23 protein-coding genes are annotated in these 26,332 nt (G+C 35.2%); 6 read left to right on the top strand and 17 right to left on the bottom strand.

Translation table 11 applies throughout. The annotated features are described in order from the left end of the window. Positions 1–33: 33 nt before the first annotated feature. Genes hemL through AC2D8I_RS12560 form a run of 3 tightly spaced genes read right to left on the bottom strand, consistent with a single transcriptional unit; the run spans position 34 to position 3,085 of the window. Positions 34–1,332, bottom strand: coding sequence for a glutamate-1-semialdehyde 2,1-aminomutase (gene hemL, locus AC2D8I_RS12570; RefSeq protein WP_484706369.1), 1,299 nt, complete (start codon positions 1,330–1,332; stop codon positions 34–36). A gap of 11 nt (positions 1,333–1,343) precedes the next feature. Continuing rightward, positions 1,344–2,147: a glucosaminidase domain-containing protein gene (locus AC2D8I_RS12565; protein ID WP_484706368.1), complete on the bottom strand. Its 804-nt coding sequence runs from the start codon at positions 2,145–2,147 to the stop codon at positions 1,344–1,346. Continuing rightward, complete coding sequence (locus AC2D8I_RS12560; protein WP_484706367.1) at positions 2,147–3,085, bottom strand: 1-aminocyclopropane-1-carboxylate deaminase/D-cysteine desulfhydrase; 939 nt, start codon at positions 3,083–3,085, stop codon at positions 2,147–2,149. Before AC2D8I_RS12560 ends, AC2D8I_RS12565 begins: the two co-directional genes overlap by 1 nt. A 499-nt stretch (positions 3,086–3,584) precedes the next feature. Here AC2D8I_RS12560 and AC2D8I_RS12555 point away from each other — a divergent pair, with 499 nt between their 5' ends. From AC2D8I_RS12555 to AC2D8I_RS12540, 4 genes are all read left to right on the top strand, one after another. After that, positions 3,585–5,225 (top strand): hypothetical protein, encoded by a 1,641-nt coding sequence (locus tag AC2D8I_RS12555; protein ID WP_484706366.1) that lies wholly within the window; start codon positions 3,585–3,587, stop codon positions 5,223–5,225. A 421-nt stretch (positions 5,226–5,646) separates the two neighbouring features. After that, positions 5,647–5,808, top strand: coding sequence for a C1orf53 family protein (locus AC2D8I_RS12550; protein WP_484706365.1), 162 nt, complete (start codon positions 5,647–5,649; stop codon positions 5,806–5,808). 128 nt (positions 5,809–5,936) lie between these two features. Further along, positions 5,937–7,922, top strand: coding sequence for a urocanate hydratase (locus AC2D8I_RS12545; RefSeq protein ID WP_484706364.1), 1,986 nt, complete (start codon positions 5,937–5,939; stop codon positions 7,920–7,922). Positions 7,923–7,968: 46 nt separating this feature from the next. Beyond that, positions 7,969–8,508 (top strand): DUF4136 domain-containing protein, encoded by a 540-nt coding sequence (locus AC2D8I_RS12540; RefSeq protein WP_484706363.1) that lies wholly within the window; start codon positions 7,969–7,971, stop codon positions 8,506–8,508. A gap of 56 nt (positions 8,509–8,564) precedes the next feature. Here AC2D8I_RS12540 and AC2D8I_RS12535 read toward each other — a convergent pair whose 3' ends face one another. Together AC2D8I_RS12535 and AC2D8I_RS12530 are read right to left on the bottom strand one after the other, a co-directional pair. Further along, on the bottom strand, positions 8,565–9,584 hold the full coding sequence (locus AC2D8I_RS12535; protein ID WP_484706362.1) for a cytochrome d ubiquinol oxidase subunit II: 1,020 nt from the start codon (positions 9,582–9,584) through the stop codon (positions 8,565–8,567). 5 nt (positions 9,585–9,589) lie between these two features. Next, entirely contained in the window at positions 9,590–10,891 is a 1,302-nt protein-coding gene (locus AC2D8I_RS12530; RefSeq protein WP_484706361.1) for a cytochrome ubiquinol oxidase subunit I, read from the bottom strand. Positions 10,892–11,172: 281 nt separating this feature from the next. Here AC2D8I_RS12530 and AC2D8I_RS12525 point away from each other — a divergent pair, with 281 nt between their 5' ends. Further along, positions 11,173–11,808: a DUF1906 domain-containing protein gene (locus AC2D8I_RS12525; protein ID WP_484706360.1), complete on the top strand. Its 636-nt coding sequence runs from the start codon at positions 11,173–11,175 to the stop codon at positions 11,806–11,808. 454 nt (positions 11,809–12,262) lie between these two features. On the opposite strand, the gene AC2D8I_RS12520 is transcribed toward AC2D8I_RS12525, so the two are convergent. From AC2D8I_RS12520 to AC2D8I_RS12495, 6 genes are all read right to left on the bottom strand, one after another. Then, complete coding sequence (locus AC2D8I_RS12520) at positions 12,263–12,754, bottom strand: hypothetical protein (RefSeq protein WP_484706359.1); 492 nt, start codon at positions 12,752–12,754, stop codon at positions 12,263–12,265. Positions 12,755–12,987: 233 nt separating this feature from the next. Next, on the bottom strand, positions 12,988–13,779 hold the full coding sequence (locus tag AC2D8I_RS12515) for a DUF5694 domain-containing protein (protein WP_484706358.1): 792 nt from the start codon (positions 13,777–13,779) through the stop codon (positions 12,988–12,990). After that, a complete protein-coding gene (locus AC2D8I_RS12510) occupies positions 13,760–15,817 on the bottom strand; it encodes an alpha-ketoacid dehydrogenase subunit alpha/beta (RefSeq protein ID WP_484706357.1) in 2,058 nt (685 codons plus the stop codon). Before AC2D8I_RS12510 ends, AC2D8I_RS12515 begins: the two co-directional genes overlap by 20 nt. 27 nt (positions 15,818–15,844) lie before the next feature. Continuing rightward, positions 15,845–16,009 (bottom strand): hypothetical protein, encoded by a 165-nt coding sequence (locus AC2D8I_RS12505; RefSeq protein WP_484706356.1) that lies wholly within the window; start codon positions 16,007–16,009, stop codon positions 15,845–15,847. Continuing rightward, positions 15,996–17,063: a branched-chain amino acid aminotransferase gene (locus AC2D8I_RS12500; protein ID WP_484706355.1), complete on the bottom strand. Its 1,068-nt coding sequence runs from the start codon at positions 17,061–17,063 to the stop codon at positions 15,996–15,998. The genes AC2D8I_RS12505 and AC2D8I_RS12500 overlap by 14 nt, the downstream gene beginning before the upstream one ends. A 136-nt stretch (positions 17,064–17,199) precedes the next feature. Next, positions 17,200–18,474, bottom strand: a complete 1,275-nt coding sequence (locus tag AC2D8I_RS12495; RefSeq protein ID WP_484706354.1) for a dihydrolipoamide acetyltransferase family protein — start codon at positions 18,472–18,474, stop codon at positions 17,200–17,202. 199 nt (positions 18,475–18,673) lie between these two features. On the opposite strand from AC2D8I_RS12495, the gene AC2D8I_RS12490 reads away from it, so the two are divergent. Next, positions 18,674–19,156, top strand: a complete 483-nt coding sequence (locus tag AC2D8I_RS12490) for an Lrp/AsnC family transcriptional regulator (protein WP_484706353.1) — start codon at positions 18,674–18,676, stop codon at positions 19,154–19,156. Positions 19,157–19,158: 2 nt separating this feature from the next. On the opposite strand, the gene AC2D8I_RS12485 is transcribed toward AC2D8I_RS12490, so the two are convergent. The 6 genes from AC2D8I_RS12485 to AC2D8I_RS12460 all read right to left on the bottom strand — a co-directional run bounded on the left by AC2D8I_RS12485 (position 19,159) and on the right by AC2D8I_RS12460 (position 26,330). Continuing rightward, positions 19,159–19,755, bottom strand: coding sequence for an acyltransferase (locus AC2D8I_RS12485; protein WP_484706352.1), 597 nt, complete (start codon positions 19,753–19,755; stop codon positions 19,159–19,161). Positions 19,756–19,825: 70 nt separating this feature from the next. After that, positions 19,826–20,578, bottom strand: a complete 753-nt coding sequence (locus AC2D8I_RS12480) for an enoyl-CoA hydratase/isomerase family protein (RefSeq protein WP_484706351.1) — start codon at positions 20,576–20,578, stop codon at positions 19,826–19,828. A gap of 99 nt (positions 20,579–20,677) precedes the next feature. After that, positions 20,678–23,221 (bottom strand): phenylacetic acid degradation bifunctional protein PaaZ, encoded by a 2,544-nt coding sequence (gene paaZ, locus AC2D8I_RS12475; protein WP_484706350.1) that lies wholly within the window; start codon positions 23,219–23,221, stop codon positions 20,678–20,680. A gap of 141 nt (positions 23,222–23,362) precedes the next feature. Continuing rightward, positions 23,363–24,577, bottom strand: a complete 1,215-nt coding sequence (pcaF, locus tag AC2D8I_RS12470; RefSeq protein ID WP_484706349.1) for a 3-oxoadipyl-CoA thiolase — start codon at positions 24,575–24,577, stop codon at positions 23,363–23,365. A gap of 141 nt (positions 24,578–24,718) precedes the next feature. After that, positions 24,719–25,123, bottom strand: a complete 405-nt coding sequence (locus AC2D8I_RS12465) for a PaaI family thioesterase (protein WP_484706348.1) — start codon at positions 25,121–25,123, stop codon at positions 24,719–24,721. Between the two features lie 49 nt (positions 25,124–25,172). Continuing rightward, positions 25,173–26,330, bottom strand: coding sequence for a 3-hydroxyacyl-CoA dehydrogenase NAD-binding domain-containing protein (locus AC2D8I_RS12460; RefSeq protein WP_484706347.1), 1,158 nt, complete (start codon positions 26,328–26,330; stop codon positions 25,173–25,175). Between the last annotated feature and the right edge of the window lie 2 nt (positions 26,331–26,332).

Here is a 26,332-nt window from a genome sequence, read left to right as displayed (position 1 = left end):
CAGTCTTTTTTTTATTACTTATTTATATTATCACTAAAGAGAATGCATTTCCTTACTAAAAACAGTATCGCAAGCAGCTATACTTTTATCTAAATCACTATAAGTTAATGCATCTGTAATAAACCACGTTTCAAAAGCGCTAGGAGCGATATAAATTCCCTCAGCCAGCATACAGTGAAAAAAGTTCTTAAACGTAGTATTATCGCCATTTACAGCCGTTTCGAAATCTACTACTGGCCTATCATCAAAATGCACAGAAATCATAGACCCTACTCTATTTATGGTAAACTTAACCTTATGTTTATTCAAAACTTCAGACAGTCCGTTGTGCAAGTACTCTGTTTTTTGCTCTAAACGTTTATAAATATCCACATCATCATTTAGCGCAGTCAACATTGCTAAACCTGCCGCCATAGCCAACGGATTTCCACTTAATGTCCCTGCTTGGTATATTGGCCCTATAGGTGCTAAATAATTCATTATTTCTGCTCTAGCAGCAAAAGCCCCAACAGGCAAGCCTCCTCCAATTACTTTACCAAAACAAACGATATCGGCAGCTACACCATAAAGTTCTTGAGCTCCTCCTTTTGCTAAACGAAACCCTGTCATAACTTCATCGAAAATCAATAAAATATTATGTTCAGTACACAGCTGTCGTAACCCTTCTAAAAACCCTTCTTTTGGTGGTATACAGCCCATATTTCCAGCAACGGGTTCTATTATTATACAGGCTATTTCAGCTTTGTTTGCGCTAATTAACTCCGCAACACTCATTAAATCATTATAACGTGCTAATAGTGTATCTTTTGCAGTTCCTTTGGTGACACCTGGGCTATTGGGCGTTCCAAAAGTTACCGCGCCACTACCTGCCTGAATTAAAAAAGAATCACTATGACCATGATAACAACCAGCAAACTTAATTATTTTATCTTTTCCTGTAAAGCCTCTTGCCAAACGGACAGCACTCATACAGGCTTCTGTTCCTGAATTTACAAATCTAATTTTATCTATGTTTGGCACCATAGAAACAGCCATTTTTGCAATCTCTGTTTCGATTTCTGTTGGCATACCAAAGGACGTTCCTTTTTTAGCTTTTTCTATTACAGCTTTTACAACAGGCTCATAAGCATGTCCTAAAACCATTGGCCCCCAAGAGTTGATATAATCGATCAATTGGTTCCCATCTTCATCATATAAATATGCCCCTTTAGCTTCTTTAACAAAAATTGGATTTCCACCAACCGCTTTAAACGCTCTAACTGGAGAATTAACTCCTCCTGGAATAACTTGCTCTGCTTGTGCAAACAATGCACTACTACGTTTATAAATCATATATAATACTATTAATCTTTTGATAAGGCTTTTACAACTAATGTTTGTCCTTCAAACAAATCATTATTCTTCAAACCATTTAATGTCTTAAGCTCCTCTACAGTTATATTATAACGCTTAGACAGGCCATACAAGGTATCTCCTTTAACCACTGTATGCTTGTTGTTTATCACAACATCTCCTCCTAACACCTCAACATCAAAACGATACAATTGATAACGTTCTATTAAACTTATTAACTTTTGAGGATACTTTTTGTCTGTTGCATAACCTGCTGCTCTCAACTCTTTCGCCCAGCCTTTATAATCCTCTTTTCTTAACTTAAAGAGTTTTGCATATCGCTTACGATCCTTTAAAAACAAAGAATGATCTCGAAATGAGTACTTTGCATTTTTATATTTCCTAAAACATTCTTGTCTCTTGTCATCATCATGATAAATACGTCCCCCTGTCCAACCACTATGACATTTTATTCCGAAATGATTATTTGCTTTTGTAGATAAACGGCCTTTCCCTGAACCAGACTCTAAAATTCCTTGTGCTAAAGTAATACTTGCAGGCACACCATAATTGCGCATTTCGTCTTGAGCGATCGCACTATATATTGCAATATATTTTTCTGTAGGACTTGAATAGGTTTTAGGTTCTTCCGCAATTGAGACTTCTACTTTAGGATTTGGTCTTGGATTAGCCTTAATTTCGACCTTTGGTGAGCTTTTCACAACCTTAGTCGTTTTTTTTGTTGTGACTTTTCTTTGAGACCCGCAACTGGAAAACAATATTGCTAGTCCTAAAATAATAAATAATTGTTTCATTAATTAAATTGTATTAATGGTAGTTTTCTTTTTTTTAATCTCTTGTTCATTCCTTCAATACCTTGTAGTCCTCCTGTATGAATAACTAATATTTTCGAATACTCTGGAAAATACCCTTGTTTAATCATATCCATTATACCAAATAACATTTTACCTGTGTAAACGGGATCTAAAGGAACATTATTAAGCACTTTAAAGTGATTAATAAATCGTACTAATGCTTCATTAATTTTAGCATAACCTCCAAAATGATAATCATTAATTAGCTCCCAATTATCTTGCTTTGCAAACTTACTAATATCTTTATTTAAAAAGTCTCCTTTTAAGACTGAAAACCCTAAAACCTTTTGCTTTAAATTTGAGCTATTTATCAATCCTGCTAGTGTACCACCTGTTCCAACTGGCGCACAAATATAATCGAAATCCTTATCTTTTTCAGTTAAAATTTCTTCACAGCCTTTTACAGCTAAATCATTTGTTCCTCCTTCTGGCACGATATAAAAATCGTTATAATCGGACCGCAAAACATCGATAAATGCTTGATTATTTTTATTTCTATAATCACTTCTATTAACAAATTTAAATTTCATTCCGCATTGCTTTGCATATAATAGAGTTGGATTATCATTAATCTTATATTCTAATTCTTCTCCTCTAATAACGCCTACAGTTTGCATACCATAAATCTCACCTATAGAAGCTGTTGCTGCAATATGATTCGAAAAAGCCCCGCCGAAAGTTAACAATTTTGTAAAGCCTCTTTCTTGAGCTTTTTTTATATTATACTTTAGTTTTCTATACTTATTACCAGAAACAACAGCATGTATTTTATCTTCACGTTTCAATACCAAATCTACCATTTTACCGCCATCTACCACGAGTGGAATATTAACTGATTTTTCAATACAAAAAAAGGATTCTTTTTTATTTAAACACATTGTAACACTCTTATTATATAACTCATTTTAAGACATTTTTAATCGATATCCGCTACCCTTCATTATAGGCCGTTCACAAAAAAAGCGGCATATTATATTGTTTTTAAACTCTAAAAACTATTCAAAACCCAAAGATATAGTCTCAAAAATATTTTTTATCAAACACTACTTTATAGATTATGATGTTCCATTAAGCCCAAATTTAATTAATTCCCTTCACAACACACTTAAAACTTCAAAGTACTTTCTATATCTCCTTTTATATTTTCTATTTCTAATGATTATAATTATGCACCCTCAAGTTATTGCAGAATAATCACATTAGCTTCCTCTAAGCCAAACAACAACAAGGTTTTTAAATTATATTTAAAATAGAACACCAATTACTAACAAATAATCACTCATTTAGCATTCTATATGTTTTATTTATTTGTTTTTAACAAATATTATAATATATTTGAATCCCTCATTTTATTAATTATTTTAACCTTTTAGTAATATGACCCCAAAATTACACCTCAAAGCGTTTATACTAATCGCCATATTTCACTTTTTATCAACATCTAAAACAAATGCACAAGTAGGTTTGGGTACAGTAACTCCAAGAGGCGCTTTAGACATTTCTTCCAATACGCAAGGACTAATTCCGCCACAAGTTGCTTTAACCGATTTAAACCTTCAGGCTCCTGTTATTAATCCACAAGGAGGAGTCATTCCTAATGGCACTCTAGTATGGAATGTTAATACCGCTGGAACCACACCAACAAATGTCACTCCTGGCTTATATTACTGGTTAAATACTAAATGGATTTCTGTAGCTGGTTCCCCTGGAGGTCTAGATTGGTCGATTACTGGTAATGGTGGTATAGATGGAGGTACTACTGGAGCTACAGGTACACCTGCAACTTCAGGCACTCATTTTCTAGGCACCTATGACAATGCCAATATAGACATTAGAACTAATGGGAACCATGTAGCACGCATATCTGCATTAGGAGAATTTTTTATAGGCGCCTTAGAAACTATTGTTCCCGGAGACCTTATGAGTAGCGTTAGCCTTAACAATACATTATTACCATGGGCTATTAATGGTTATACAGATCAAAATGGTAGTGGTGTTTATGGTGAGGTACAAGGAGGCAATACAATATTCGCAGGAGTACAAGGGCAATATACTGGTTCAAATACTTTAGGCCCTGGAATAAGAGGTTTAACAGAAACGTCTACAGCTGGTAACAATTTTACAAACAATATGGGTTCTGGAGTTAATGGTTCATTACTTAACACATTAGCTTATATGTTTGGAATTAAAGGAGAAACTGGTGATAATTTGAACAGGAGAGTAGGCGGCGTAATTGGAACAAATTATTTTGCCTCAGGCGCCTTAGGCTACTTTTCATCTACTGCAAATGACTATGCCGTATATGGCTTCGGAGGTCTTAGAAACAATGGTATAGTCACAGGAAGAACAGTGGAAAACAATTATATAGACTCATCTATAGGTATGGGAATATACGGAGGTGTTATTGGCGCTTGGGTTAAAGGTCATGAATATGGAACCATTTTTACTGGAGATCGTTTTGCTAACTATAATCAAGGAAAAACAATAACTAATGAAGCTTTTATAGTATTAAACAGAAGAGAAAACGGCTCAAGAACAGTTTCTTATGCCAATACATCAATGAGTCATGACATCCAAGAAAAAGGGATGAATAAGCTAATAAGCGGCACAAACCATATCGCTTTTAGTAAGGATTATTCAGAAATAATAGATGACACTAAACCCATTATTATAACCGCTACTCCACACGGAGAAAGCAATGGTGTACATATTGTCTCAGTAAGTAAAAAAGGGTTTATTATAAAAGAAAACAAAGGAGGAACATCCAATGTTCCATTTAACTGGATTGTTCTTGCCGAAAAAAAAGTTAAACCGATTCCTGTATCTCCAGAAATTTTAGCAGCAACTTTCGATACAAACCTTTATGGCGTGATGTCTGACGAAACTAAAAAAGGTAAAAAAAAATCTATCTGGTCTAAAAACGGAACCGTCTCTTTTGGAGATAGCGTTCCTAAAACAGAAAGAACTAAGGGGTTCAAAAACACATCAAAACCTAAGCATAAAAACAAAGACAATTAATTTTCCCCCTGAGTTCGACACCAGTAAGTTGCGAGGTTTTCACATGAAATTCTTGCCGCCCCATTACTTACTTTAAATCGGACTCAGGTTTTTAATAAATCCGTATCTCTTACCCCCTTACATAAATGCTATAAAACAGATACGCATATATAAACACGAGCTTCTTTAAATTACATTCAATAGTCTTACTTCAAAAAAACAAATGCCTTAAACAACAAAAATAAAAACACTCCTTTCCACTATCCTAAAATAATTAGGCACCTATGCTTATATGTTGGCATAAAACATAAACATACTAATATGTAACCTATTAAATATTATTAAAACTAGTAAATGGTTAAACACATACACACGAAAACTTTAACCTTTACCGACTAATAGCATTAAAAAGTCATTTCAATTTGCATTATATTTGTAACATATGAAAAAGCTTGTTCCAATAGAAGATGGAGATTACTATTTAACACCTGAAGGTTATAAATGTTTTACAGAACAGTATCATTTAAAAAGAGGATATTGCTGTGAAAGTGGTTGTAGACATTGCCCTTATGGATATAACAAAAAGACAAACAAACAACGTTAAAAAATTAAATACTCAGTTTAGAATAAAAAAATATGAATCCCGATTATTTACCACCATATAGATATTCGTTACCCATAGTTAACAATTAGTCTTTAATAAAACTAATTATTAATTCAAATCACAAAACAATGTCATTTAAAGAACAAATTCTAGAAGGAATACCTTCTACCTTACCAGCGGTAAAACCCTATGATTTCACAATAAATCATGCTCCAAAGCGTAAATCCATCCTTTCAAAGGACGAAAAAAAACTGGCCTTAAGAAATGCACTACGCTATTTTAATAAAGATCAACACGAAGCATTACTCAAAGAGTTTAAGGAAGAGCTAGACTCCTATGGTCGTATTTACATGTATCGCTTACGTCCCGATTACAAAATGTACGCAAGACCTATAAATGAATACCCTGCAAAGTCAAGGCAAGCTGCAGCGATAATGTTAATGATACAAAATAATTTAGATTATGCCGTAGCACAACACCCTCATGAACTAATCACCTATGGAGGTAATGGTGGCGTATTCTCAAATTGGGCGCAATATAGGCTAACAATGAAATATTTGGCAGAGATGAATGACGAGCAAACACTTGTGATGTATTCTGGGCACCCTATGGGGTTATTTCCATCGCACAAAGATGCTCCAAGAGTTGTAGTAACCAATGGTATGATGATTCCTAACTACTCCAAACCAGACGACTGGGAGAAATTTAATGCCTTAGGCGTTACTCAATATGGACAAATGACAGCAGGGAGCTATATGTACATAGGGCCACAAGGCATTGTACATGGCACAACAATTACAGTTTTAAATGGGTTTAGAAAAATTGGAAAATCGCCAAAAGGTCACCTTTTCGTAACTTCTGGTTTAGGAGGAATGTCTGGAGCTCAACCTAAAGCAGGAAATATTGCTGGTTGTATTACCGTTTGCGCCGAGGTTAATCCCAAAATAACACAAGTAAGGCTAGATCAAGGTTGGATTAATGAGAAAATAGAAGATTTAGATGCGCTAGTTGCACGGGTAAAAAAAGCTAAAGAAGCTAAAGAAGTTATTTCTATTGCTTATCTAGGTAATATTGTCGAGGTCTGGGAAAAATTTGACTCCGAAAATATTCATATTGACTTAGGAAGTGATCAAACCTCTCTACATAACCCTTGGGCTGGAGGTTACTACCCTGTCGATCTATCTTTTGAAGAAGCTAATGATATGATGGCCAACAATCCAGAATTATTTAAAACCAAAGTGCAAGCAACCTTACGTCGCCATACAGACGCCATAAACAAACACACAGCTAAAGGCACTTATTTTTTTGATTATGGCAACGCCTTTTTATTAGAGGCATCAAGAGCTGATGCAGATATTATGGCAGACAATGGAATAGATTTTAAGTATCCTAGTTATGTTCAAGATATTATGGGGCCTATGTGCTTTGATTATGGCTTTGGACCATTTCGTTGGGTTTGTGCCTCAGGTAACCCCAATGATCTCGCAAAAACAGATGCTATTGCTTGTGCTGTGTTAGAAGGTATTATGAAGGATTCTCCTAAGGAAATTCAACAGCAAATGGCCGATAATATTCAATGGATAAAAGGAGCACAAGAAAACAAATTAGTTGTAGGGTCGCAAGCAAGAATTCTATATGCAGATGCAGAAGGCCGTGCAAAAATAGCAGAAGCCTTTAATCAGGCTATAGCCAAAGGAGAGATCGATACTGTTATTTTAGGGCGTGACCACCATGACGTTTCAGGAACAGATTCGCCTTATCGTGAAACCTCAAATATTTATGATGGTTCTCGATTTACGGCAGACATGGCAATACAAAACGTTATTGGAGATAGCTTTAGAGGCGCCACCTGGGTAAGCATTCACAATGGCGGAGGCGTAGGCTGGGGAGAAGTGATAAATGGAGGTTTTGGTATGGTTCTTGATGGTAGTAAAGAAGCATCAAAACGTTTAAAATCAATGTTATTCTGGGATGTTAACAATGGCATTTCCAGACGAAGTTGGGCTAGAAATGAAGGTGCCCTCTTTGCTATAAAGAGAGCAATGGAAGTAGAACCCAACCTAAAAGTAACACTCCCTAATAATGTTGATGATGCCATTATAAACACATTATAAGTATTAATTAGGTTTCCCAAATAGGCAAACAAAAAAGCTTTTATCTATGAAAAAATCATTAAAAACATTATCGCTTTTGGTTCTACTCTTAATAGTAAGTTCTTGTACTTCTGTTCGCGTAGTTTCAGATTATGACAAGGACATCAACTTTAAGACATATAAAACCTTTGCTTTTTACAAGACAGGCGTCGATAAAGCGAAGATTAGTGATTTAGACAAACGCAGAATACTTCGTGCTATCGAAACCCAAATGCTAGCCAAAGGTTTCACTAAGTCTGAAACGCCAGATCTCTTGGTTAGTATTTTCACAAAATCTCGCGAAAACATAAACATATACAATAATGGCTTTGGCCCTTATGGTTATGGGTGGGGATGGAGTCCATACTACTCGAATAGCACAGTAAGCACCTCTACTGAAGGAAGTTTATATATAGACCTTATCGACGCTAAGAAAAAAGAATTAGTATGGCAAGGTAAAGGTTCTGGTTATTTAACGTCTTCCAACAGCATAGAAAAAAAGGAAGCCAGAATAAATGAATTTGTTGCCAAAATAATGGAGCAATACCCTCCTGAAGTGAAGCAATAAAAAATAAAAAAAGCAACTTTATAAGTTGCTTTTTTTATTTTTAAACAACAGAACTTCTATTGTTCTAAAATCTTAATCATCTTAAAAGATTTTAAAAGATGAAAAACTCCTGGAAGGATTAACGCCCCTCCAATAATAAGCGAAATCCCCAATACATTTATTGTCGTTTCAGACGCTAATCCATCTAAAATACTAATCTGCTCTTCAGTAGTGATTATAAGGTTTGGGTAATGCGTAATTAATGCTGCAAGCAATATCAGAACAACTTGTATTCCTGCATAAATACGACTAGAAATCTGCTTAGCCTTTCGTATACTAGATAATAAAGGTATTATTAACAGCCCTGAAAGCAAGACTAAACTCATAGCATAAATGTTTTCAATAAAGTCAATAACAAATAAAACATGAGTAAAAAACCCATAACATAAAATAACAAACCCTAATAATACTATAATTAAAGTGGCGATTTTAGATTTCTTTAAATACATATTGTTTTTAAATGCTCTTGCTTCTCCTATTAATAGTACCGAAGATAAAAAGGCACATAAGCCAGCAAAAAAACAACCTACTAAAATAGAAAACATATTTAACCAAGGTTCTACATACAATTCCATAAAACTAAAGTCCTCATATGTCTCTGTAATAATCATCTTTCCAGACACTATCGCTCCAAAGGTCATTCCTAAAAAAATAGGCGTAAACAAACTAGAAATTCTAAACATCCAGTCGTATAAAATCTGTGACTTATCCTTGTACGCATCATAATGCCTAAATACAAAAGCCACACCTCTTAATGTTATTCCTAATAAAATCAAGGTTAGCGGAATGTGCAGATACACCACAAGGATATTGTAAAATTTCGGAAATCCGACCCAAAGAATAACCATTGTTATAATAATCCAAATATGATTAGCTTCCCAAACAGGTCCCATTACCCGATATATTGTTTTCTTAGTTTTTTCTTGATTTTTCTTAGATGAAAATAACTCCACTATTCCCGCTCCAAAATCTGCTCCAGCCAATACCACATATAACAATATTGAAACCGCTAAAAAAAAGAGAACTACATATAACATATCGTTTAAAATTTAGAATTATTCAAAGCCTTTATTTGCCTAATCATTAACCAAGTTACGGCAACAGCTAATATACTGTAAACTACAACATACATATAAAAACTATAAATCATACCTGGCATAGGTGTTACAGCATCTTTGGTTCTCATAATTTTATGAATTATCCAAGGCTGCCTCCCAACTTCCGTTACAACCCAACCTGCTTCTAAGGCTACAAACCCCATAGGAGCCAACAGACTAAACAACAACCAATAGCGCTTATCATTCCACCAGTTTCGTTTCTTTAAACTAATAAAAAACAAGATTCCAACGCCTAACAATACCGTTCCTATACCAACCATAATTTGAAACGCATAATGCACTATAGCGACATTTGGGCGTTCGTCTTCTGGAAAATCATTAAGGCCTTTTACTTCTGCATTAAAATCGCCAAAAGCTAAAAAAGATAAAGCATTAGGGATTTCAATTTTATACTTTACTTCTTGTTTTTCTTGATTCACGATTCCTCCAATGTATAAAGGCGCTCCTTTTTTTGTTTCATAATGCGCTTCCATTGCTGCTAATTTAACTGGTTGGCGTTCTGCAATGTCTTTAGCAGACAAATCCCCACTTAAAGGCTGTAAAATAGCAGCGATAGCTCCAAAAGTAATTGCGATTTTAAAAGCTTTCTTATGCAACTCTGGCTGCCTTCTCTTATATACTTGATAGGCATGTATTCCTGCGACAGCAAAACCTGTTGCTGTAAATGCAGCCAACGTCATATGCAAAGCCTGTGTAAACCATGCAGGGTTCAACAACGCCTGTATAGGGTCTATATTTAAAAATGCACCATTAATATAATCAAAACCGGAAGGTGCATTCATCCATCCATTAGCAGATACAACCAAAATACCAGAAGAAACTCCAGCCACTCCAACTACAACTCCTGTAAACCAATGGAACTTTTCTGAAAGCCTATCCCAACCATAAAGATAAAAGCCAAGAGCTATAGCCTCTACAAAGAAAGCAGCGCCTTCTAAAGAAAATGGCATCCCTATTATAGGTCCAGCATGTTTCATAAATTCAGGCCACAACAAACCCAACTCAAAAGACAAAGCCGTCCCCGAAACCGCCCCTACAACAAAGAAAATAGCAACTCCTTTTTGCCAAGATTTCGTTAACGTAAGATAAATAGGGTTTCTGGTGTTTAACCATTTTTTATGAGACACAATCATAAAAAAAGGCATAACCATACCAATACAAGCAAATATAATATGAAAAATAAGTGTGAATGCCATTTGCAAGCGCGCTGCATCTATATTTTCCATAGTTTATATTGTTAAATTAAGTTATGTAAATATACAACACAGACTGTAAAAATAAGAAGAAGTTCCGCCCTAAATAGCAGAAGGATCTACCTGTTTTTTTTTAAACAATCCTTGATTATACAAAACAGTACTCCCTTTTTAAATATCTAAAAAAACACGTAGTTCTACGGATAGTAACTTTAAGCTTTTACTCTAACTTTCCCATTCCAACGCTAATGAATTACAAACATTAATAAGACAAAAAACATAACTTAAAAAACACAACAATACAAATTCCAAATATGAAAATAATAGACACATCAACAAACACATCAAATCACGTACAATGCATAGCTTCTAACGGCATACAAATCATTTTTAGGTACTATGCAACATCGGTAAACTGGAAAGTAATCACAAATGCCGAAGCACGAGCGATCTCTAGTGCAGGAATGCAAATAGGTGTTGTTTTTGAAGATGGTAATAATATAGACAGTTTTAATCAAAGTAACGGCTACAACAATGCTATTAGTGCCTATAAATACGCAACCGAAACTATAAACCAACCTTTTGGTTCCGCTATTTATTTTGCGATAGACCTAAATGTTACTGACGCACAAATTGAAAGTAATATTGTTCCGTATTTTAAAGGAATTCAAAAAGGATTTGAAGACTCTGGTGCTCTTGAGACAAACTTTAAAGTAGGTGCTTATGGCTGTGGCGCTGCTATAAATACGTTAAAGACATATAATTTATGTAGTTATAGATGGCTATCTAACTCCAATAGCTTTAACGGCAGCAAAGCAGCTCTAGAGCAAGGTCAATATGAGCTAGCGCAACAATTTAAATCTAATGCAGAAATATGTACTATTGGTATTGATCCCGACATCTTAAATGAAGGAGTTACAGATATTGGCGCCTTTACGCTTTTAAGTTAAAACAGATCTCATATTCTTTATTGTAAAAAAAGACTTTTAACGAAATTAGACCATCCAGTAGATTCTATTTTATAGAATTACTCTTTAATAGCGAGTTCCAAGGATACTCGAAATCAATAAAAAAAGGCATTAAGGTTGTATTCCTTAATGCCTTTGCTTTTATATCTATAGCCTACACACTCGTAAACATAACCCCAATAAATCGTTAATTTTTCATCTAAAAACAACTAAATATACTGAGTTAAACTCAGCAAAAAACAACACTTTACCTATTTGATAGGTTCCTATGGACTGGTAATAAAATTCAACAAAACCCACTTACTATAGTTAGCTTTCACCAAATGCTCTCATCCCTTTAAATAACGTCTCATTATTTATAATTCACTGTTCAATTTAATTTTATGTCCTGAAAAAATCGAGTTAATAATGTTAATGTAACATTTATATCCAAGCATTATCTAAAATACAACTGTACCTTTTGTTTATTTAAAAACCTAATTAATATGACTAGCGGAGTAGACCAAAAAAAGGCATTTATAATAGCAAAAACACCAAAGACTCCTACGCCTTCTTGTTTACTAAGAAAAATAGATTCCATTATCATAACGCTCCATATAATTACAATTAAAACGCCTGATAAAAAAGACACTAATTTACTTGCCCAAAGTTGTTGCTTTGCAATAAAGACCCCTCCAATTAAATAAACCCCTCCAAAGATTAACATGATTAGGCATACTTCTATATAATGACCAAACAAAAACGTGATAAAGTCTGCAGCCTGAGATTTATGCATTTTTTTTAAACCAGCCATATCCGTGGCCAACCAAATTAAAACGCCCATACCATTACAAAAAATTATAAAACTTGAAAAAACAGAAACTAAAAACCCAACCGTTTTAATTAATTTTAGCCTTTGGACATCCATTTCAGTTTTGTTGTTTTTCATAACATTAAAACACCTACTATCGTTAGATAATAGGACAATAAAAACAGGGATATTGTTTAATATAAAAATTTAAATGATAGCACACATACTTCTTGAGGCAACCACTAAATCCCAAAACGTTCTTTAGCGACATACACTGCATTCACAGTAGTAAGATACAAAAAGTCGGTACAATTATTCTATTTTTTTCGTATTTCCCTGTCTTTAAAATTTGTTTTACAACAACTTTAAACTTATAGGAATGGCTTCATATCAAGAAGTTTAATATCCTCGCGTTTACGCAATTCTCTTAAAAACCATCCTTTATGCCCAGCACCATATATAATCAAGAAACGCTTGCCTTCGTAACGATGCTTTTCTAAAGCTTTTTCTATTTTCCAATAATGTGCTATATTAATATTCTCCCATCCACCAAGTCCTAGCTCCGTATTAAACAAATGGTTATAAGTCTGCAAACTAATCTCTTGAATACTATCATAAGTATTAGTATGAATAAAATAAGGATCGTTAACTTTCCCTGTTGCTTCGTAAATAGAATCCGAACGTTTGTTAGCTTCTTGATACGCCTTCCACTCCTTTAATCGTGTTGAATCTTTCGCTATAGCTCTTAATTTATCGCGTCGCTCTAACGCCATTGAACGCGTCCAACCTGCTGTAGGGATAATTTTAAAATCCATCGTTTTACTTAAGGGGAATACAACATCTACGTACTCAGGAAAACGCATTACACGAGGCTCAGAGATACTATCGTCTCGTTTAAATCCTTCCATAGCCTTTGCCATTCTATCTGGCGGAATTTCAGCCAGGATATAATCTGGATTAATCTTTTTTATCACCTTTGTTAAATACGAAATATTATAAACACTATCGGTATAATGTGCACTATGTATTGTTCCTAGAACCAAAACCTCATTCTTTTTAAGTCCTGTCTCTTTTTTTACCGATTGATTACAACCAACGCAGATCGTTAAAAACAATAAAACCGTCCCTATACCTACTTTATTTTTAATAATCGAGTAGTTCATTTATTTTGTTTTTCACCTTTTCTGTTGAAGGGATCATGGTTTGCTCTAATGTTGAATTTAATGGGATGGCAGGCATATTTTCACTACCAATTGTCATGACTGGCGCGTCTAAATATTTAAAACATTCTTCTTGAATTTTACCAGATAATGCTCTTGCAAAGCTATTGTTTGAGGGTTCTTCTGTGACAACCAAACACTTCCCTGTTTTTTGTACAGATGCCATTACCGTATCTTCATCTAAAGGATATAGCGTACGTAAATCTATAACTTCTATTTGTTCTTTCATTCCCAATGCTTCTGAAGCATTCATTGCCCAGTGTACCCCCATTCCATAAGTAACAATCGTCAAAGTTTCTTGATTTTCTTGTTTCCAAATTTCTTGTAACACCCATGCTTTTCCAAACGGCAATACATAATCTGCACTAGGTTCTACAGAAGTTGCTCCTTGGGTGCCAGGCACTTTACTCCAATACAATCCTTTGTGCTCTAAAATAACCACTGGGTTTGGGTCATAATATGCAGCCTTCATCAGCCCTTTTAAATCGGCGCCATTGCTTGGATATGCTATTTTAATCCCTCTAATATTAGTAATCACACTTTCTACTGAAGAGGAATGGTATGGTCCTCCACTGCCATAGGCGCCTATAGGTACCCTAAGAATCATACTTACGGGCCATTTTCCATTTGATAAGTAACAGCTTCTACTTACCTCTGTAAATAATTGATTAAGCCCTGGCCAAATATAATCGGCAAATTGCACTTCTACAATTGGTTTTAAGCCTACAGCACTCATCCCTACTGTAGATCCAACAATAAATGCCTCTTGAATAGGCGTATTAAAAACACGATCGTCCCCAAACTTTTGAGCTAAGGTGGCTGCTTCCCTAAAAACACCTCCTAGGCGTCCTCCTACATCTTGCCCATACACTAAACATTCTTGATGCTTTTTCATTAATTCCTCAACTGCAAATAAGGCACAATCTACCATTACTACTTTATCTGCTCCTTTAGGAGAACGCTCTCCTTTCTCTTCGGTAATTGGAGTTGGCGCAAAATCGTTGGTAAACAAATCTTCAGGAGTCGGGTCTTGGGCTTTTAAAGCCTTCTCGAAATCGGATTGCACCTTAGTTTTTGCGGCATCTTCAATACTATTAATTTCTGCTTCGGAAAAACCGGCATCCAGTAATTGTTGTTTTAAAACAGGATAAGGGTCTCTTGATCTTGCTTCTTCTAAATCGTCTCGATACCACTCCATTCTTACACCTGAAGTATGGTGGTTTAATAACGGGACTTTAGCGTGTATCAAAAATGGGCGTCGCTCTTTACGTATTGTGTCTATAACTTTCGTTACAGCTTCATAACTTTCTGTAAAATTAGCTCCATCTATAGATATAGCCTCCAGACCGTTAAACCCTTGTGCATATTCGCATGCATTTTGAGCTCTTGTTTCTGCTGCATTGGCAGAAATATCCCATCCATTATCTTGCACTAGATATAAAATTGGCATTTGTTTTAAGGCCGCCATTTGGAAAGCTTCGGCTATTTCCCCTTCGGTTACAGAAGCATCGCCCAAAGAACAAACCACTAATGGTAACTCCTTAATCTCTTTATCATTTAAACCTTGTAATTCCTTATACTGCATCCCCATAGCCACACCTGTTGCGGGTATAGCTTGCATTCCTGTAGCCGAAGATTGGTGCGGTATTTTTGGTTTGTCATCGTCTTTTAAACTCGGGTGTGAATAATAGGTTCTTCCTCCAGAAAACGGGTCTTCTTTTTTAGCTAATAATTGCAACATTACATCGTATGGTTCTAAACCAAAGGATAACAACATGGCATCGTCTCTATAATATGGGAAGGCGTAATCCTGAGGCAATAATTGTAGCCCTAATGCTATTTGTATAGCTTCGTGTCCTCTTGAGGTCGCATGCACATATTTTGATACTTGTTTAAAGTTAGCTTCATATAACTCTGCCATTGCTTTTGCTGTACAAAGCTTTAAAAATCCTTTTTCTAATATATCTTTCTTCATATTCATTTCCCTACAAAATTGGGAGTCTATTAATTAAAACTTATTCTTATTATGGTAGGCCGAATAGCCATTTGATCTCTGCATTCTATTTTGCGTTAAGGATTGAGGCTTTGTTGGAGCTCCTCGTAGAGAGCGACTGCCGAAAGCCTGACTCCCTTTTTTAGGGAGTAACGCCACGAGATTTCTATACCATTTCATTTTCTACTTTAATCATCCAATTGAACTTATCTTCAATCTTCCCTGTTTTTATTGCATCTAAAGTCGAATTGACCGCATTACCAACAGGGCTTGCACTAGATACGTGAATAACCTCATCTGCGACACCTATTTCCTGTATATAGGCAATACCAACGGCAGTACCTGTTCCAAAGGCTTCTTCTAATGTTCCGTTTTGAGACGCTTCTTTGATTTCATCAATAGTTATTAGTCGCTCAACAACGTCGTATCCTTTATCTTTTAAAATAGCAATAACGCTTAGTCTTGTTATACCATCTAAAATAGAACCATCGCGTTTAGGTGTTATCATTTTCCCTCCTATTTTAAAGAAAATATTCATGGTTCCTACTTCTTGTATGTACTTATGTTCTACTGCATCCAACCACAATACTTGATCGTATCCTTTTGCTTTAGCTAATTCTGTAGGGCGTATTGCCGCAGCATAATTCCCAGCTGCTTTTGCTTCTCCTGTTCCGCCATTGGCTGCTCTTATATATTTTTTTTCTGCCCATAACTTTATACGTTTACTAAAAAATGGTCCTGCTGGAGAGGCCATTATTATAAACTTATAATGTGTTGCGGCACGCATGCCAATAAATGGCTCATCGGCATACATAAAGGGTCTTAAATATAATGCACTTCCATCTGTTGGCGGAATCCAATTGCGCTCTATATCTACCAATTGTTTTAACCCTTCTATAAATAATTCTTTAGGGAAATCTGGCATTCCCATACGGTCTGCACTAAAGTTTAATCGTGCTGCATTTTTATCGGCACGAAATAACATTGGATTTCCTTCTGTATCTACAGTTGCTTTCATCCCTTCAAAAACAGCTTGCCCATAATGTAAAGCCATTGCTGCTGGATGCGTAGGGATTAATTCTAAAGGTTCTATTCTGGGGTTTGTCCACGTTCCATCTTCAAAATCACAAATAAACATGTGGTCTGTAAATGTTGTTCCTAGTGGTATATTATTAAAGTCTAAAGTGCCTACTTTAGATTCTGTTACTTTAGTAATGTTAATGTTATGTGCCATCGTTTTATTTTTTTCGTCTATTCGAATGAAATTACTTTTTTAACAATTTTGTATCGAAAGCTTTTAATGCCTTCGCAATGAGACTGCTTCACTTCTCACAAAGCACTCGAAGTGACGTTCGTTTTATTCATTAATATTAAATTTCTCTATCTGCATCGAATTGCTCAAAATAATCGGCTACTCGACGTACAAAGGAGCCTCCTAAGAACCCATCGACAACTCTATGGTCGAAAGACAATGATAAGTACATCATACTACGTATCGCTATTTCGTCTCCATTTTCGGTTTCTATAACTTCTGCGCGTTTTTTTATAATTCCCAATGCTAGAATCGCTACTTCTGGTTGGTTAATGATTGGTGTTCCCATAACACTACCAAAAGTCCCTACATTAGATATTGTGAATGTGCTTCCTTTTATATCGTCTCCAGCCAGTTTATTTTCACGCGCTTTTCCTGCCAGTTCATTCACATTACTTGCGAGTGCTTCTAAATTTTTAGTATCTGCATTTTTTACTACTGGAACAATTAAGTTTCCACTAGGTAGCGCTGTTGCCATACCAATATTAATAGCTTCTTTTACAATAATGTTTGTCCCCGCTACCGAGGCGTTTATATTAGGAAAGTCTTTTATTGCTTTGGCTACTGCTTCTACAAATAGAGGTGTAAACGTTAAACGTTCTCCATACTTTTCCTGAAAGGCTTTTTTATTAGCATTTCTCCAATTTACCATATTCGTTAAATCGGCTTCTACATAAGCCGTTACGTGTGGTGATGTGTGCTTGGAATACACCATATGATCGGCAATCATTTGTCGCATTCTATCCATTTCTACAATCTTACCTTTGCCTTTATCGAAATTTAATTGTGGAATACGGTAAGCTGTTGGATCTTGTGGTGTTAGTGGTTGTGCAAATTTATATGGTCTGCCTTCTTCTATATATTGAAAGACATCACTCTTTCTTAATCGTCCTTCTGTTCCTGTAGAAGGAATACGTGCTAATTCCTCAAAACTAATGTGATGCTCTTTAGCTATTTTTAAAATTAAAGGGGAAAAGAATGTATTTGTATTTGCGACTGAAAACGAAGCTGAACTAGAACTAGCAGTTGCCTGAACTGGTTTGGGTTGTTTTGGAGCTTTAGCTTTTTCCTTTTTAACTTCAGTAGTTTTTGATCCCTCATTAGCTTTTGTTCCTGTTGCTTCTGAAACTTCTAATAATGCAATCACGGTTCCTACTGCAACGACAGCTTTAGCATTAAAAAACGTTTTAACTAAAGTTCCTGATGCTGGAGCTGGCACTTCATTATCGACCTTATCTGTTGCGACTTCTAATAAAATATCACCTTCTTCAAAACGTTCACCTTCATTAACTAACCAATTGATTATGGTTCCTTCTGTTATACTTTCACCCATTTTGGGCATTTTTAATTCAAAATCTTTCAAGTCTAATCTATTTAATTCAAAGAATTAAAATTAGTTTATTTATCAAAATACAACCGTTAAAATCTTTGATTTTTAACCAATACAGAATAATATTCCGCAAATAAACATTTAAATAGGTGTAAATTCTTTTATGTTTTATATTAGCATTCTAATACATAACATTTTTCTTATGCAAGGTATATTAGATAAAATAGATGCTAAAATTTTGTTTTTGCTTCAACAAAATAGCAATAGGACAACAAAAAGCATTGCTAATGAACTAGGAATGTCTACCACTCCTATTTTTGAACGTATTAAAAAATTAGAAAAACAGGGATATATAAAAAAATATGTTGCCTTATTAAATCATAAAAAGATAGGCTTAAAGCAAACTGTTTTTATTGGCATTACATTACAAGGACACACCAGAAGTTACCTTGAAAAATTTGTAACAGAAATTAACAGCTTCCCTGAAGTTATAGAATGTCATAGGGTTAGTGGTAATTATGACTATTTACTAAAACTCGTTGTTGAAGATATTGAAGCTTATGAAACTTTTATTATTTCGAAATTAACGCTTTTACCATATTTAGGAAATGTACAAAGCCTAATAACATTATCAACAAGTAAAGAAACTAACGAAATTGATATCGCTAGTATTATTAATCATTGATTTTATTTTTTAAACGTATCTCTCAAGGTTTTATAAGCTTCCTCTTGAGTAGGTAAATCTTTAGGCACTTCACGTAAAGGTGCTACTGCTTTTAATGTTTCATGACAATCGGCAGGTAATTGTTGGTATAATTGTGTTCCTTTTGTTTTCCATGCAATCATCTCATCGCTAACCTGTTTAATTATTTTTGCGGGATTCCCAACGACTAAACTTCTATTAGGAATTTTTGCTTCAGCTTTTACAAAAGCCATAGCTCCAACAATACTTTCATCACCAATCTCGGCATCATCCATAATAACGGTATTCATCCCCACTAATACGTTACGACCAATATTCGCTCCATGAATAATTGCTCCGTGGCCTATATGTGCACTTTCCTTAAGTGTTATAGATTTCCCAGGAAACATATGTACAGTACAATTTTCCTGTACGTTAACGCCATCTTCTAAAATAATTTGCCCCCAATCACCACGAATGGCAGCACCGGGACCAATGTAACAATTCTTTCCAATAATAACATTACCTGTTACGGCTGCCAATGGATGCACGAAACTACTTTCGTGAACTACTGGAATATATCCTTTAAATGAATAGATCATAATTTTATAAGTATGTATAAAATGTTGAAGCTGATAGAATAACTCAACCTCAACATTTTATTATTCATTACTATTTAAAGCCTTTTAATTTTTCCTTAGTAAACTCAGACAGCACCAATCTCCCGCTCGTTTGTGCGCGTTCTGCCAATAAGGCATCCCAGTCGTCTGTGCCTTTCCAGAATACTTTTTTCATTTCTAACATTGCTTCTGTATTGTATGTACATAAATGCTCTGCTGTTGCTCTTACAGCTTCATCTAACGCTTCATTGGTTTCAAAAACTTTTGTAAATAAACCTTTTTGCATTGCCCACTCTGCTGGGTAAAATGAATTCGCATCTATAGCTATTTGAGACATCGCGCTTACCCCCATTTTACGTTCTATGGCTGGTCCTACAACAAATGGCCCTATACCAATATTTAATTCACTAAGCTTGATGGCAGCATATTTTGATGCCATACAGTAATCGGTAGCAGCAGCTAAGCCAACGCCGCCGCCTACAGTTTTTCCTTGAATACGTCCAATAATAAACTTTGGACATTTACGCATGGCATTAATAACGTTTGCAAACCCCGAGAAGAATATTTTGCCTTTGGCCGCATCATCTATATTTATTAGCTCTTTAAAGCTTGCTCCAGCACAAAAAGTTCTGTCTTTTCCACTTTTTAAAACAATCACTTTAATAGCATCGTTTTGGCCTGCTTCTATTATTGTTTGCGCTAATTTTGCTAATACATCTCCAGGCAGAGAATTATGTGCAGGATGAAAAAATTCTATATATCCTACTTCGTTTTCTATGTCAATTTTAACGTATGGTTCACTCATCGTTTTAACGGTTCCACTAAAATGGAACTCTATTTTAAGGTTTATTTTTTTACAACTCACATATTATTACATGAGTTCTTTTATAATTTTAAGTTTAGTCTAAAGCAAATTAAATTGCTTGAAGTGATGATTCAAGTGTTTGCGTTCTAACAAATACGATTCGTATTTATTCAACTCTCCAAAAACCAAATTCTTTAAAACGGCATTTGGATTATCTTTAAAAAAAGCGAGATATTTAAATCGTTGTGCAATAAATTTATCTTTTGCCGTTTGTAAATCTGGATGTACTAAAGGGGCCAAACTATCTTTCTCTAATAATGGGAATTTGGAATTCTGTGGAAACGCTTCAAAATCATACAAACTGTCGTGTACTTTTTCTACTATTTTTTCGGGTGTAGCAATTTCAAAATCTTGTATTTCACCGCCAGCTATTTTATACGTATATTCTAAATGCTCTAACATATGTTGCGCTGTCATAATTCCCCATTTAGGTTTACTGTCTTCTTCAAGTTTAGCTAAACACGCTTTTATACTCTCTGAAGTCATTTCTGTAAATACCTCTTGTTTCTTTTCTACCATTGTTAAGATGGTAGCAACACATACTAATGGATCTTCTTTTTCGGCGCCATCTGGTAAAACAGCATTGGCAGCATCTACATTTGCATCAAAAATTTCTACATACCATTTTACAATTCCACTAGGATGTTCTTGCCCTCTACTATCTCTATCTACTTTTTGCTTACATGTTAAACGCACATATAAGGTATCATTATGGTAAATAGGGCGTAAAAACCTAATTTCTTCTAGGCCATAATTTGCAGCTACAGGGCCTTTATTTGGATACACAAATAATCCTGCTGCCATCGAAATAATAAAATACCCGTGTGCTGTTCGTTTTTCAAAAATACTCCCGTCTAAGCTAGTTATATCTGTATGCGCATAAAAATGATCCCATGTAATATTCCCAAAATTAACAATATCTGTATCTGTAATTGTTCGATTATGGGTCTTTAAAGACATTCCTGGTTGGATATCTTCCCAATGGTATGCAAAAGGATGCTTTGGAGATGCTTTATACATTGCTTTTGGCTGATATATTCCCGTTATCTCCGTTAATGTCGTTGGAGAACCTTGAATGGCGGTACGTTGCAAATAATGTTTAATACCACGCATGCCTCCCATTTCTTCGCCTCCACCAGCTCTTCCTGGACCACCGTGCACTAAACTTGGTAATGGAGAACCGTGACCTGTACTTTCTTTAGCCATATCACGATTAATAACCAAAATACGGCCATGGTGACTCGCAGCATTAACCACATAATCTTTAGCTATTTTGTCGTTGTTTGTTGCTATTGAAGACACTAGCGATCCTTTTCCCATTTGCGCTAAAGTAATCGCTTCGTCTAAGCTTTTATATGGCATTATAGTACTCACAGGACCAAAAGCTTCACGTTCATGAATACTTGTATTTTCAAAGGGATGGTCTGCCCTTAGCAATATTGGACTTATAAATGCTCCTTTATTAGCATCGGCTCCAATAGTTTTAATGCTATCAAGGCTTCCATAAACAATTTCTGCTTCTTTCGATAAATCGGTTACAGAGTTTCTTACTGCTTCTACTTGCTGTTTACTAATAAGCGCTCCCATTCTCACTTCTTTTAATCTTGGATCTCCTATAGTTACTTTATCTAATGCTTTCCCTAAAGCTATTTGCACGTCTTCTACACGGTTCTCAGGCACAATAATACGTCTAATTGCTGTACATTTCTGCCCAGCTTTTACTGTCATTTCTTTACGTACCTCTTTTATAAACAAGTTAAATTCAGGTGTTCCAGGTACAGCATCTTCCCCAAGAATAGAAGCATTTAATGAATCGGCTTCCATTGTAAATGGCACCGCTTCTTGTATGAGTCTAGGGTGTGCTTTTAACAAACGCCCCGTTGCAGCAGATCCTGTGAAGGTTACCACATCTTGAGATTCTACTGTATCTAAAATATTACGCACAGTACCGTTAATAATTTGCAATGCCCCTTCTGGTAAAATCCCCGAAGCTATAATTGTTCTTGCAACAGCCTCTGCTAAATAGGATGATGATGGTGCAGGCAATACTACTGCTGGCACACCAGCCATCCAGTTAACCGCACATTTTTCTAACATTCCCCAAACAGGAAAGTTAAAGGCATTAATATGTACTGCAACTCCTTTTTTAGGCACCATGATATGATGTGCCATAAAGCGCCCGCCTCTAGATAAATCTATGGGATCACCTTCTACATGATATGGTTGATTTGGAAATAATTTTCTTAGAGAAGCATTAGCGAATAAGTTGCCAAACCCTCCTTCGATATCTATCCAGCTATCTATTTTTGTAGCACCTGTTCTATAACTTAATTCATAAAAATCATTTTTACGTTTTGTTAAGTATAATGCTAATTTTTTAAGCATATTCCCACGCTCTTGAAAGGTCATTTTACGAAGTACTTCTCCTCCTTTTGTTCTTCCGTAGTTTAAAATTTCAGGAATGTCTAGACCTTCTGTAGCTACGCTTGTGAATGCATCTCCAGTAATCGCATCTAATATCGGAGTCCCTTCTTCTTTTCCTTCTGTCCATTGTCCTTGGACGTAATGTTGTATTTTTTTCATCGATAAATTTATTTATCGTTTCCACCATAGTGGAAATCTATGTTATTACTTCTAGATACAATTTAATTAAGCTCTAGTCTTGGTTGCTTCTGTAAAAATATAACAACACCTCTATTTTATTAACCATTTAAAATGATCTTATTATACGGTTACATTTTCTATAATTGCAGCATACCCTTGTCCAACACCAATACACATTGTAACCAATGCATATTTTTTATTTTGTTCTTGCAACTCTAAAGCTGCGGAGTAAGCAATTCTTGCTCCTGTTACGCCTAATGGATGTCCTATCGCTATTGCCCCTCCATTAGGATTTAATCTTGGATCATCGTCTGCTAATCCCCACGCTCTTGTACAGGCTAAAGCTTGAGCTGCGAATGCTTCGTTTAACTCTATAACATCTATGTCTTCCATTGTTAATCCTGCTTTTTCTAAAGCTTTATTTGAAGCTTGAACTGGTCCTATCCCCATTATTCTTGGTTCAACACCAACCACGGCAGAACTTACTATTCTAGCCAAGGGTTTTAGATTATATTTTTTTACAGCTGCTTCTGAAGCGATAATCGTTGCAGCAGCACCATCATTTAATCCTGAAGCATTTCCTGCGGTTACACTCCCGCCTTCTTTTTTGAAGGCAGCTCTTAATTTTCCTAATATTTCTAATGAGGTATTTGATTTTACAAATTCATCTTTTGAAAATTGGATTGGGTCTTTTTTACGTTGTGGAATTTCAACAGTAATAATTTCTTTTGCTAAACGCCCATTTTCTTGTGCTTTAGAAGCTTTCATCTGACTCCAGTAAGCAAATTTATCTTGATCTTCTCTAGAAATATTATACTTCTCTACTAAGTTTTCTGCCGTCATTCCCATACCATCTGTCCCATAAAGCTTTTGCATTTTAGGGTTTATAAATCGCCATCCAAAAGTAGAGTCATACATTTTAGAATCGCCTCCAAAAGCTGTTGATGGCTTAGCCATAACATACGGACCACGAGTCATATGCTCTACTCCTCCAGCAATAAACAGATCTCCATCTCCTGCTTTAATAGCACGATTTGCATGAATAATGGCCGACAATCCTGAACTACATAAACGGTTTACCGTTTCTCCAGGTACTGTAAATGGCAAGCCCGCTAATAATGACGACATTCTTGCTACGTTACGATTATCTTCTCCTGCCTGATTCGCACAGCCCATAATCACATCATCATAGGCTTCCTTTGGAATGCTAGAGTTCCGTTCTACAACTTCCTTAATTACTAATGCCCCTAAATCGTCTGTTCTAACAGCAGACAATGTTCCTTTGTAATTTCCTATTGGAGTTCTTACTCCATCTATGATATATGCGTCTTTCAAAATGTATTTATTTTTTATTTATTCCACTGTTATTGTTCTCTCATTTATTAGAGCAACAATATGCTCCTATTCTTTATGAACTAATATGGGTTTAACCTCTACTTCAATTTCATTATATAGTTAATATTATAATGATTTATATTATTCCCATTCTTTTTGTGTTCTATAAACGACTCCCTTAAAAAGAGCAACTAATTCCTCTCCTCTTTTTACTTCTATAATATTAAATCCTAGTTTATTATTCACTTTTTCTATTACAGATTCTGCCACGATATAATCTCCTTCATTTAATGCTTCGATATGATTGATACTAGTCTCAATAGAAACCGCATATTTGCCATGTGTATTGGCTGCAAATCCAAAAGCAGTGTCTGCCAACGAATAACTAATACCGCCATGGGCTTTATTCATACTGTTAAGCATTTCTCTACGAATAGTCATTCCTAGTTTACAACGCCCTATTTCACATTCTAAAATTTCTATTCCTAGCCAAGTACTATAGGCATCTTGAGACAGCATTTTATATGGAATTTCTTCACCTTTCATTATCTTTCTTGAAGTTTTATATCTTGTAATGTTACTCGCCTCTCTTTTCTTATAAAAAAAAGGTTTTTCCTTCTCTATTCATTTTACGTAATAATGGACTACAACGATATCTATCTTCATGATACTCATTATACATATCGTCTAATGTACTTACGCACCAACCTATTCCTTTTTCGTCTGCCCAAGCGAGTAATCCTTTCGGATAATTGACGCCTTTTGTCATTGCATTATCAATATCTTCTGCCGACGCTATGTTTAAGAACAATGCATCAGCAGCTTCGTTAATTAACATCACTAATACCCGATTAAAAATTTGTTTTGCCAACTCGTTATCTTTAGTAGGTTCAGGTTTTACCGCCCCTTCTGAATAATCGTAATAACCTTTTCCAGATTTTCTTCCTAAGTATCCTGCCTCCGAAAAACGCTTTTGAGTAAATGCTGGTTTATATCGTGGATCGAAATAAAAAGCTGTAAATACAGTTTCTGTTACTGTATAATTAACATCATTTCCTATAAAATCCATTAATTCAAATGGCCCCATGCGAAAGCCTCCTAAGGTTTTTAAACTATAATCTATAGTAGAAAAATCTGCGATACCTTCTTCATAAATTCGTAATGCTTCTCCGTAAAACGGGCGTGCCACTCTATTGACTATAAATCCTGGCGTATCTTTAGCTACAGCGACTATCTTTTTCCAATCGGAAATTATTTGTATAGATTGCGCTAATACGTCTTGAGATGTTTGAATCGCTGGTATAACCTCTACTAATTTCATTAATGGTGCAGGATTAAAAAAGTGAATTCCTACACAACGTTCTGGTTTCTCTAGAGATGCAGCTATGGATGCGATAGATAAGCTAGACGTATTAGAGGCTATAATACAATCGTCTGCCACATAACTTTCTAATTTTGAAAATACTGTTTTCTTAATTTCAAGATTTTCAATAATAGCTTCTATGGTTAAATTTGAATCTCCTAAATCTTTTAAATCATCTACGTAAGATATATTTTCTTGTATTCTTAATTTTTCACCTTCGTCGATTCTTCCTTTTTCTACAAGTCTAGATAATATTTTTTCTAAAGCCGCTTTCGCTTTATCTAATGCGTTTTGATTCGTGTCGTATAATTTTACTTTACACCCAGAAGTTGCAGCTACTTGTGCAATTCCACTTCCCATTGTTCCCGAACCTATTATTCCTACGTTCATAA

The sequence above is a fragment of the Lacinutrix sp. YIN62 genome (assembly GCF_057219185.1).
This window is presented reverse-complemented; position numbering and strand designations above follow the sequence as displayed.

Coding starts and splice junctions, on each gene's coding strand:
- hemL (WP_484706369.1), bottom strand. CDS start 1,332: ATGATTTATAAACGTAGTAGTGCATTGTTTGCACAAGCAGAGCAAGTT.
- AC2D8I_RS12565 (WP_484706368.1), bottom strand. CDS start 2,147: ATGAAACAATTATTTATTATTTTAGGACTAGCAATATTGTTTTCCAGT.
- AC2D8I_RS12560 (WP_484706367.1), bottom strand. CDS start 3,085: ATGTGTTTAAATAAAAAAGAATCCTTTTTTTGTATTGAAAAATCAGTT.
- AC2D8I_RS12555 (WP_484706366.1), top strand. CDS start 3,585: ATGACCCCAAAATTACACCTCAAAGCGTTTATACTAATCGCCATATTT.
- AC2D8I_RS12550 (WP_484706365.1), top strand. CDS start 5,647: ATGAAAAAGCTTGTTCCAATAGAAGATGGAGATTACTATTTAACACCT.
- AC2D8I_RS12545 (WP_484706364.1), top strand. CDS start 5,937: ATGTCATTTAAAGAACAAATTCTAGAAGGAATACCTTCTACCTTACCA.
- AC2D8I_RS12540 (WP_484706363.1), top strand. CDS start 7,969: ATGAAAAAATCATTAAAAACATTATCGCTTTTGGTTCTACTCTTAATA.
- AC2D8I_RS12535 (WP_484706362.1), bottom strand. CDS start 9,584: ATGTTATATGTAGTTCTCTTTTTTTTAGCGGTTTCAATATTGTTATAT.
- AC2D8I_RS12530 (WP_484706361.1), bottom strand. CDS start 10,891: ATGGAAAATATAGATGCAGCGCGCTTGCAAATGGCATTCACACTTATT.
- AC2D8I_RS12525 (WP_484706360.1), top strand. CDS start 11,173: ATGAAAATAATAGACACATCAACAAACACATCAAATCACGTACAATGC.
- AC2D8I_RS12520 (WP_484706359.1), bottom strand. CDS start 12,754: ATGAAAAACAACAAAACTGAAATGGATGTCCAAAGGCTAAAATTAATT.
- AC2D8I_RS12515 (WP_484706358.1), bottom strand. CDS start 13,779: ATGAACTACTCGATTATTAAAAATAAAGTAGGTATAGGGACGGTTTTA.
- AC2D8I_RS12510 (WP_484706357.1), bottom strand. CDS start 15,817: ATGAATATGAAGAAAGATATATTAGAAAAAGGATTTTTAAAGCTTTGT.
- AC2D8I_RS12505 (WP_484706356.1), bottom strand. CDS start 16,009: ATGAAATGGTATAGAAATCTCGTGGCGTTACTCCCTAAAAAAGGGAGT.
- AC2D8I_RS12500 (WP_484706355.1), bottom strand. CDS start 17,063: ATGGCACATAACATTAACATTACTAAAGTAACAGAATCTAAAGTAGGC.
- AC2D8I_RS12495 (WP_484706354.1), bottom strand. CDS start 18,474: ATGGGTGAAAGTATAACAGAAGGAACCATAATCAATTGGTTAGTTAAT.
- AC2D8I_RS12490 (WP_484706353.1), top strand. CDS start 18,674: ATGCAAGGTATATTAGATAAAATAGATGCTAAAATTTTGTTTTTGCTT.
- AC2D8I_RS12485 (WP_484706352.1), bottom strand. CDS start 19,755: ATGATCTATTCATTTAAAGGATATATTCCAGTAGTTCACGAAAGTAGT.
- AC2D8I_RS12480 (WP_484706351.1), bottom strand. CDS start 20,578: ATGAGTGAACCATACGTTAAAATTGACATAGAAAACGAAGTAGGATAT.
- paaZ (WP_484706350.1), bottom strand. CDS start 23,221: ATGAAAAAAATACAACATTACGTCCAAGGACAATGGACAGAAGGAAAA.
- AC2D8I_RS12465 (WP_484706348.1), bottom strand. CDS start 25,123: ATGAAAGGTGAAGAAATTCCATATAAAATGCTGTCTCAAGATGCCTAT.
- AC2D8I_RS12460 (WP_484706347.1), bottom strand. CDS start 26,330: ATGAACGTAGGAATAATAGGTTCGGGAACAATGGGAAGTGGAATTGCA.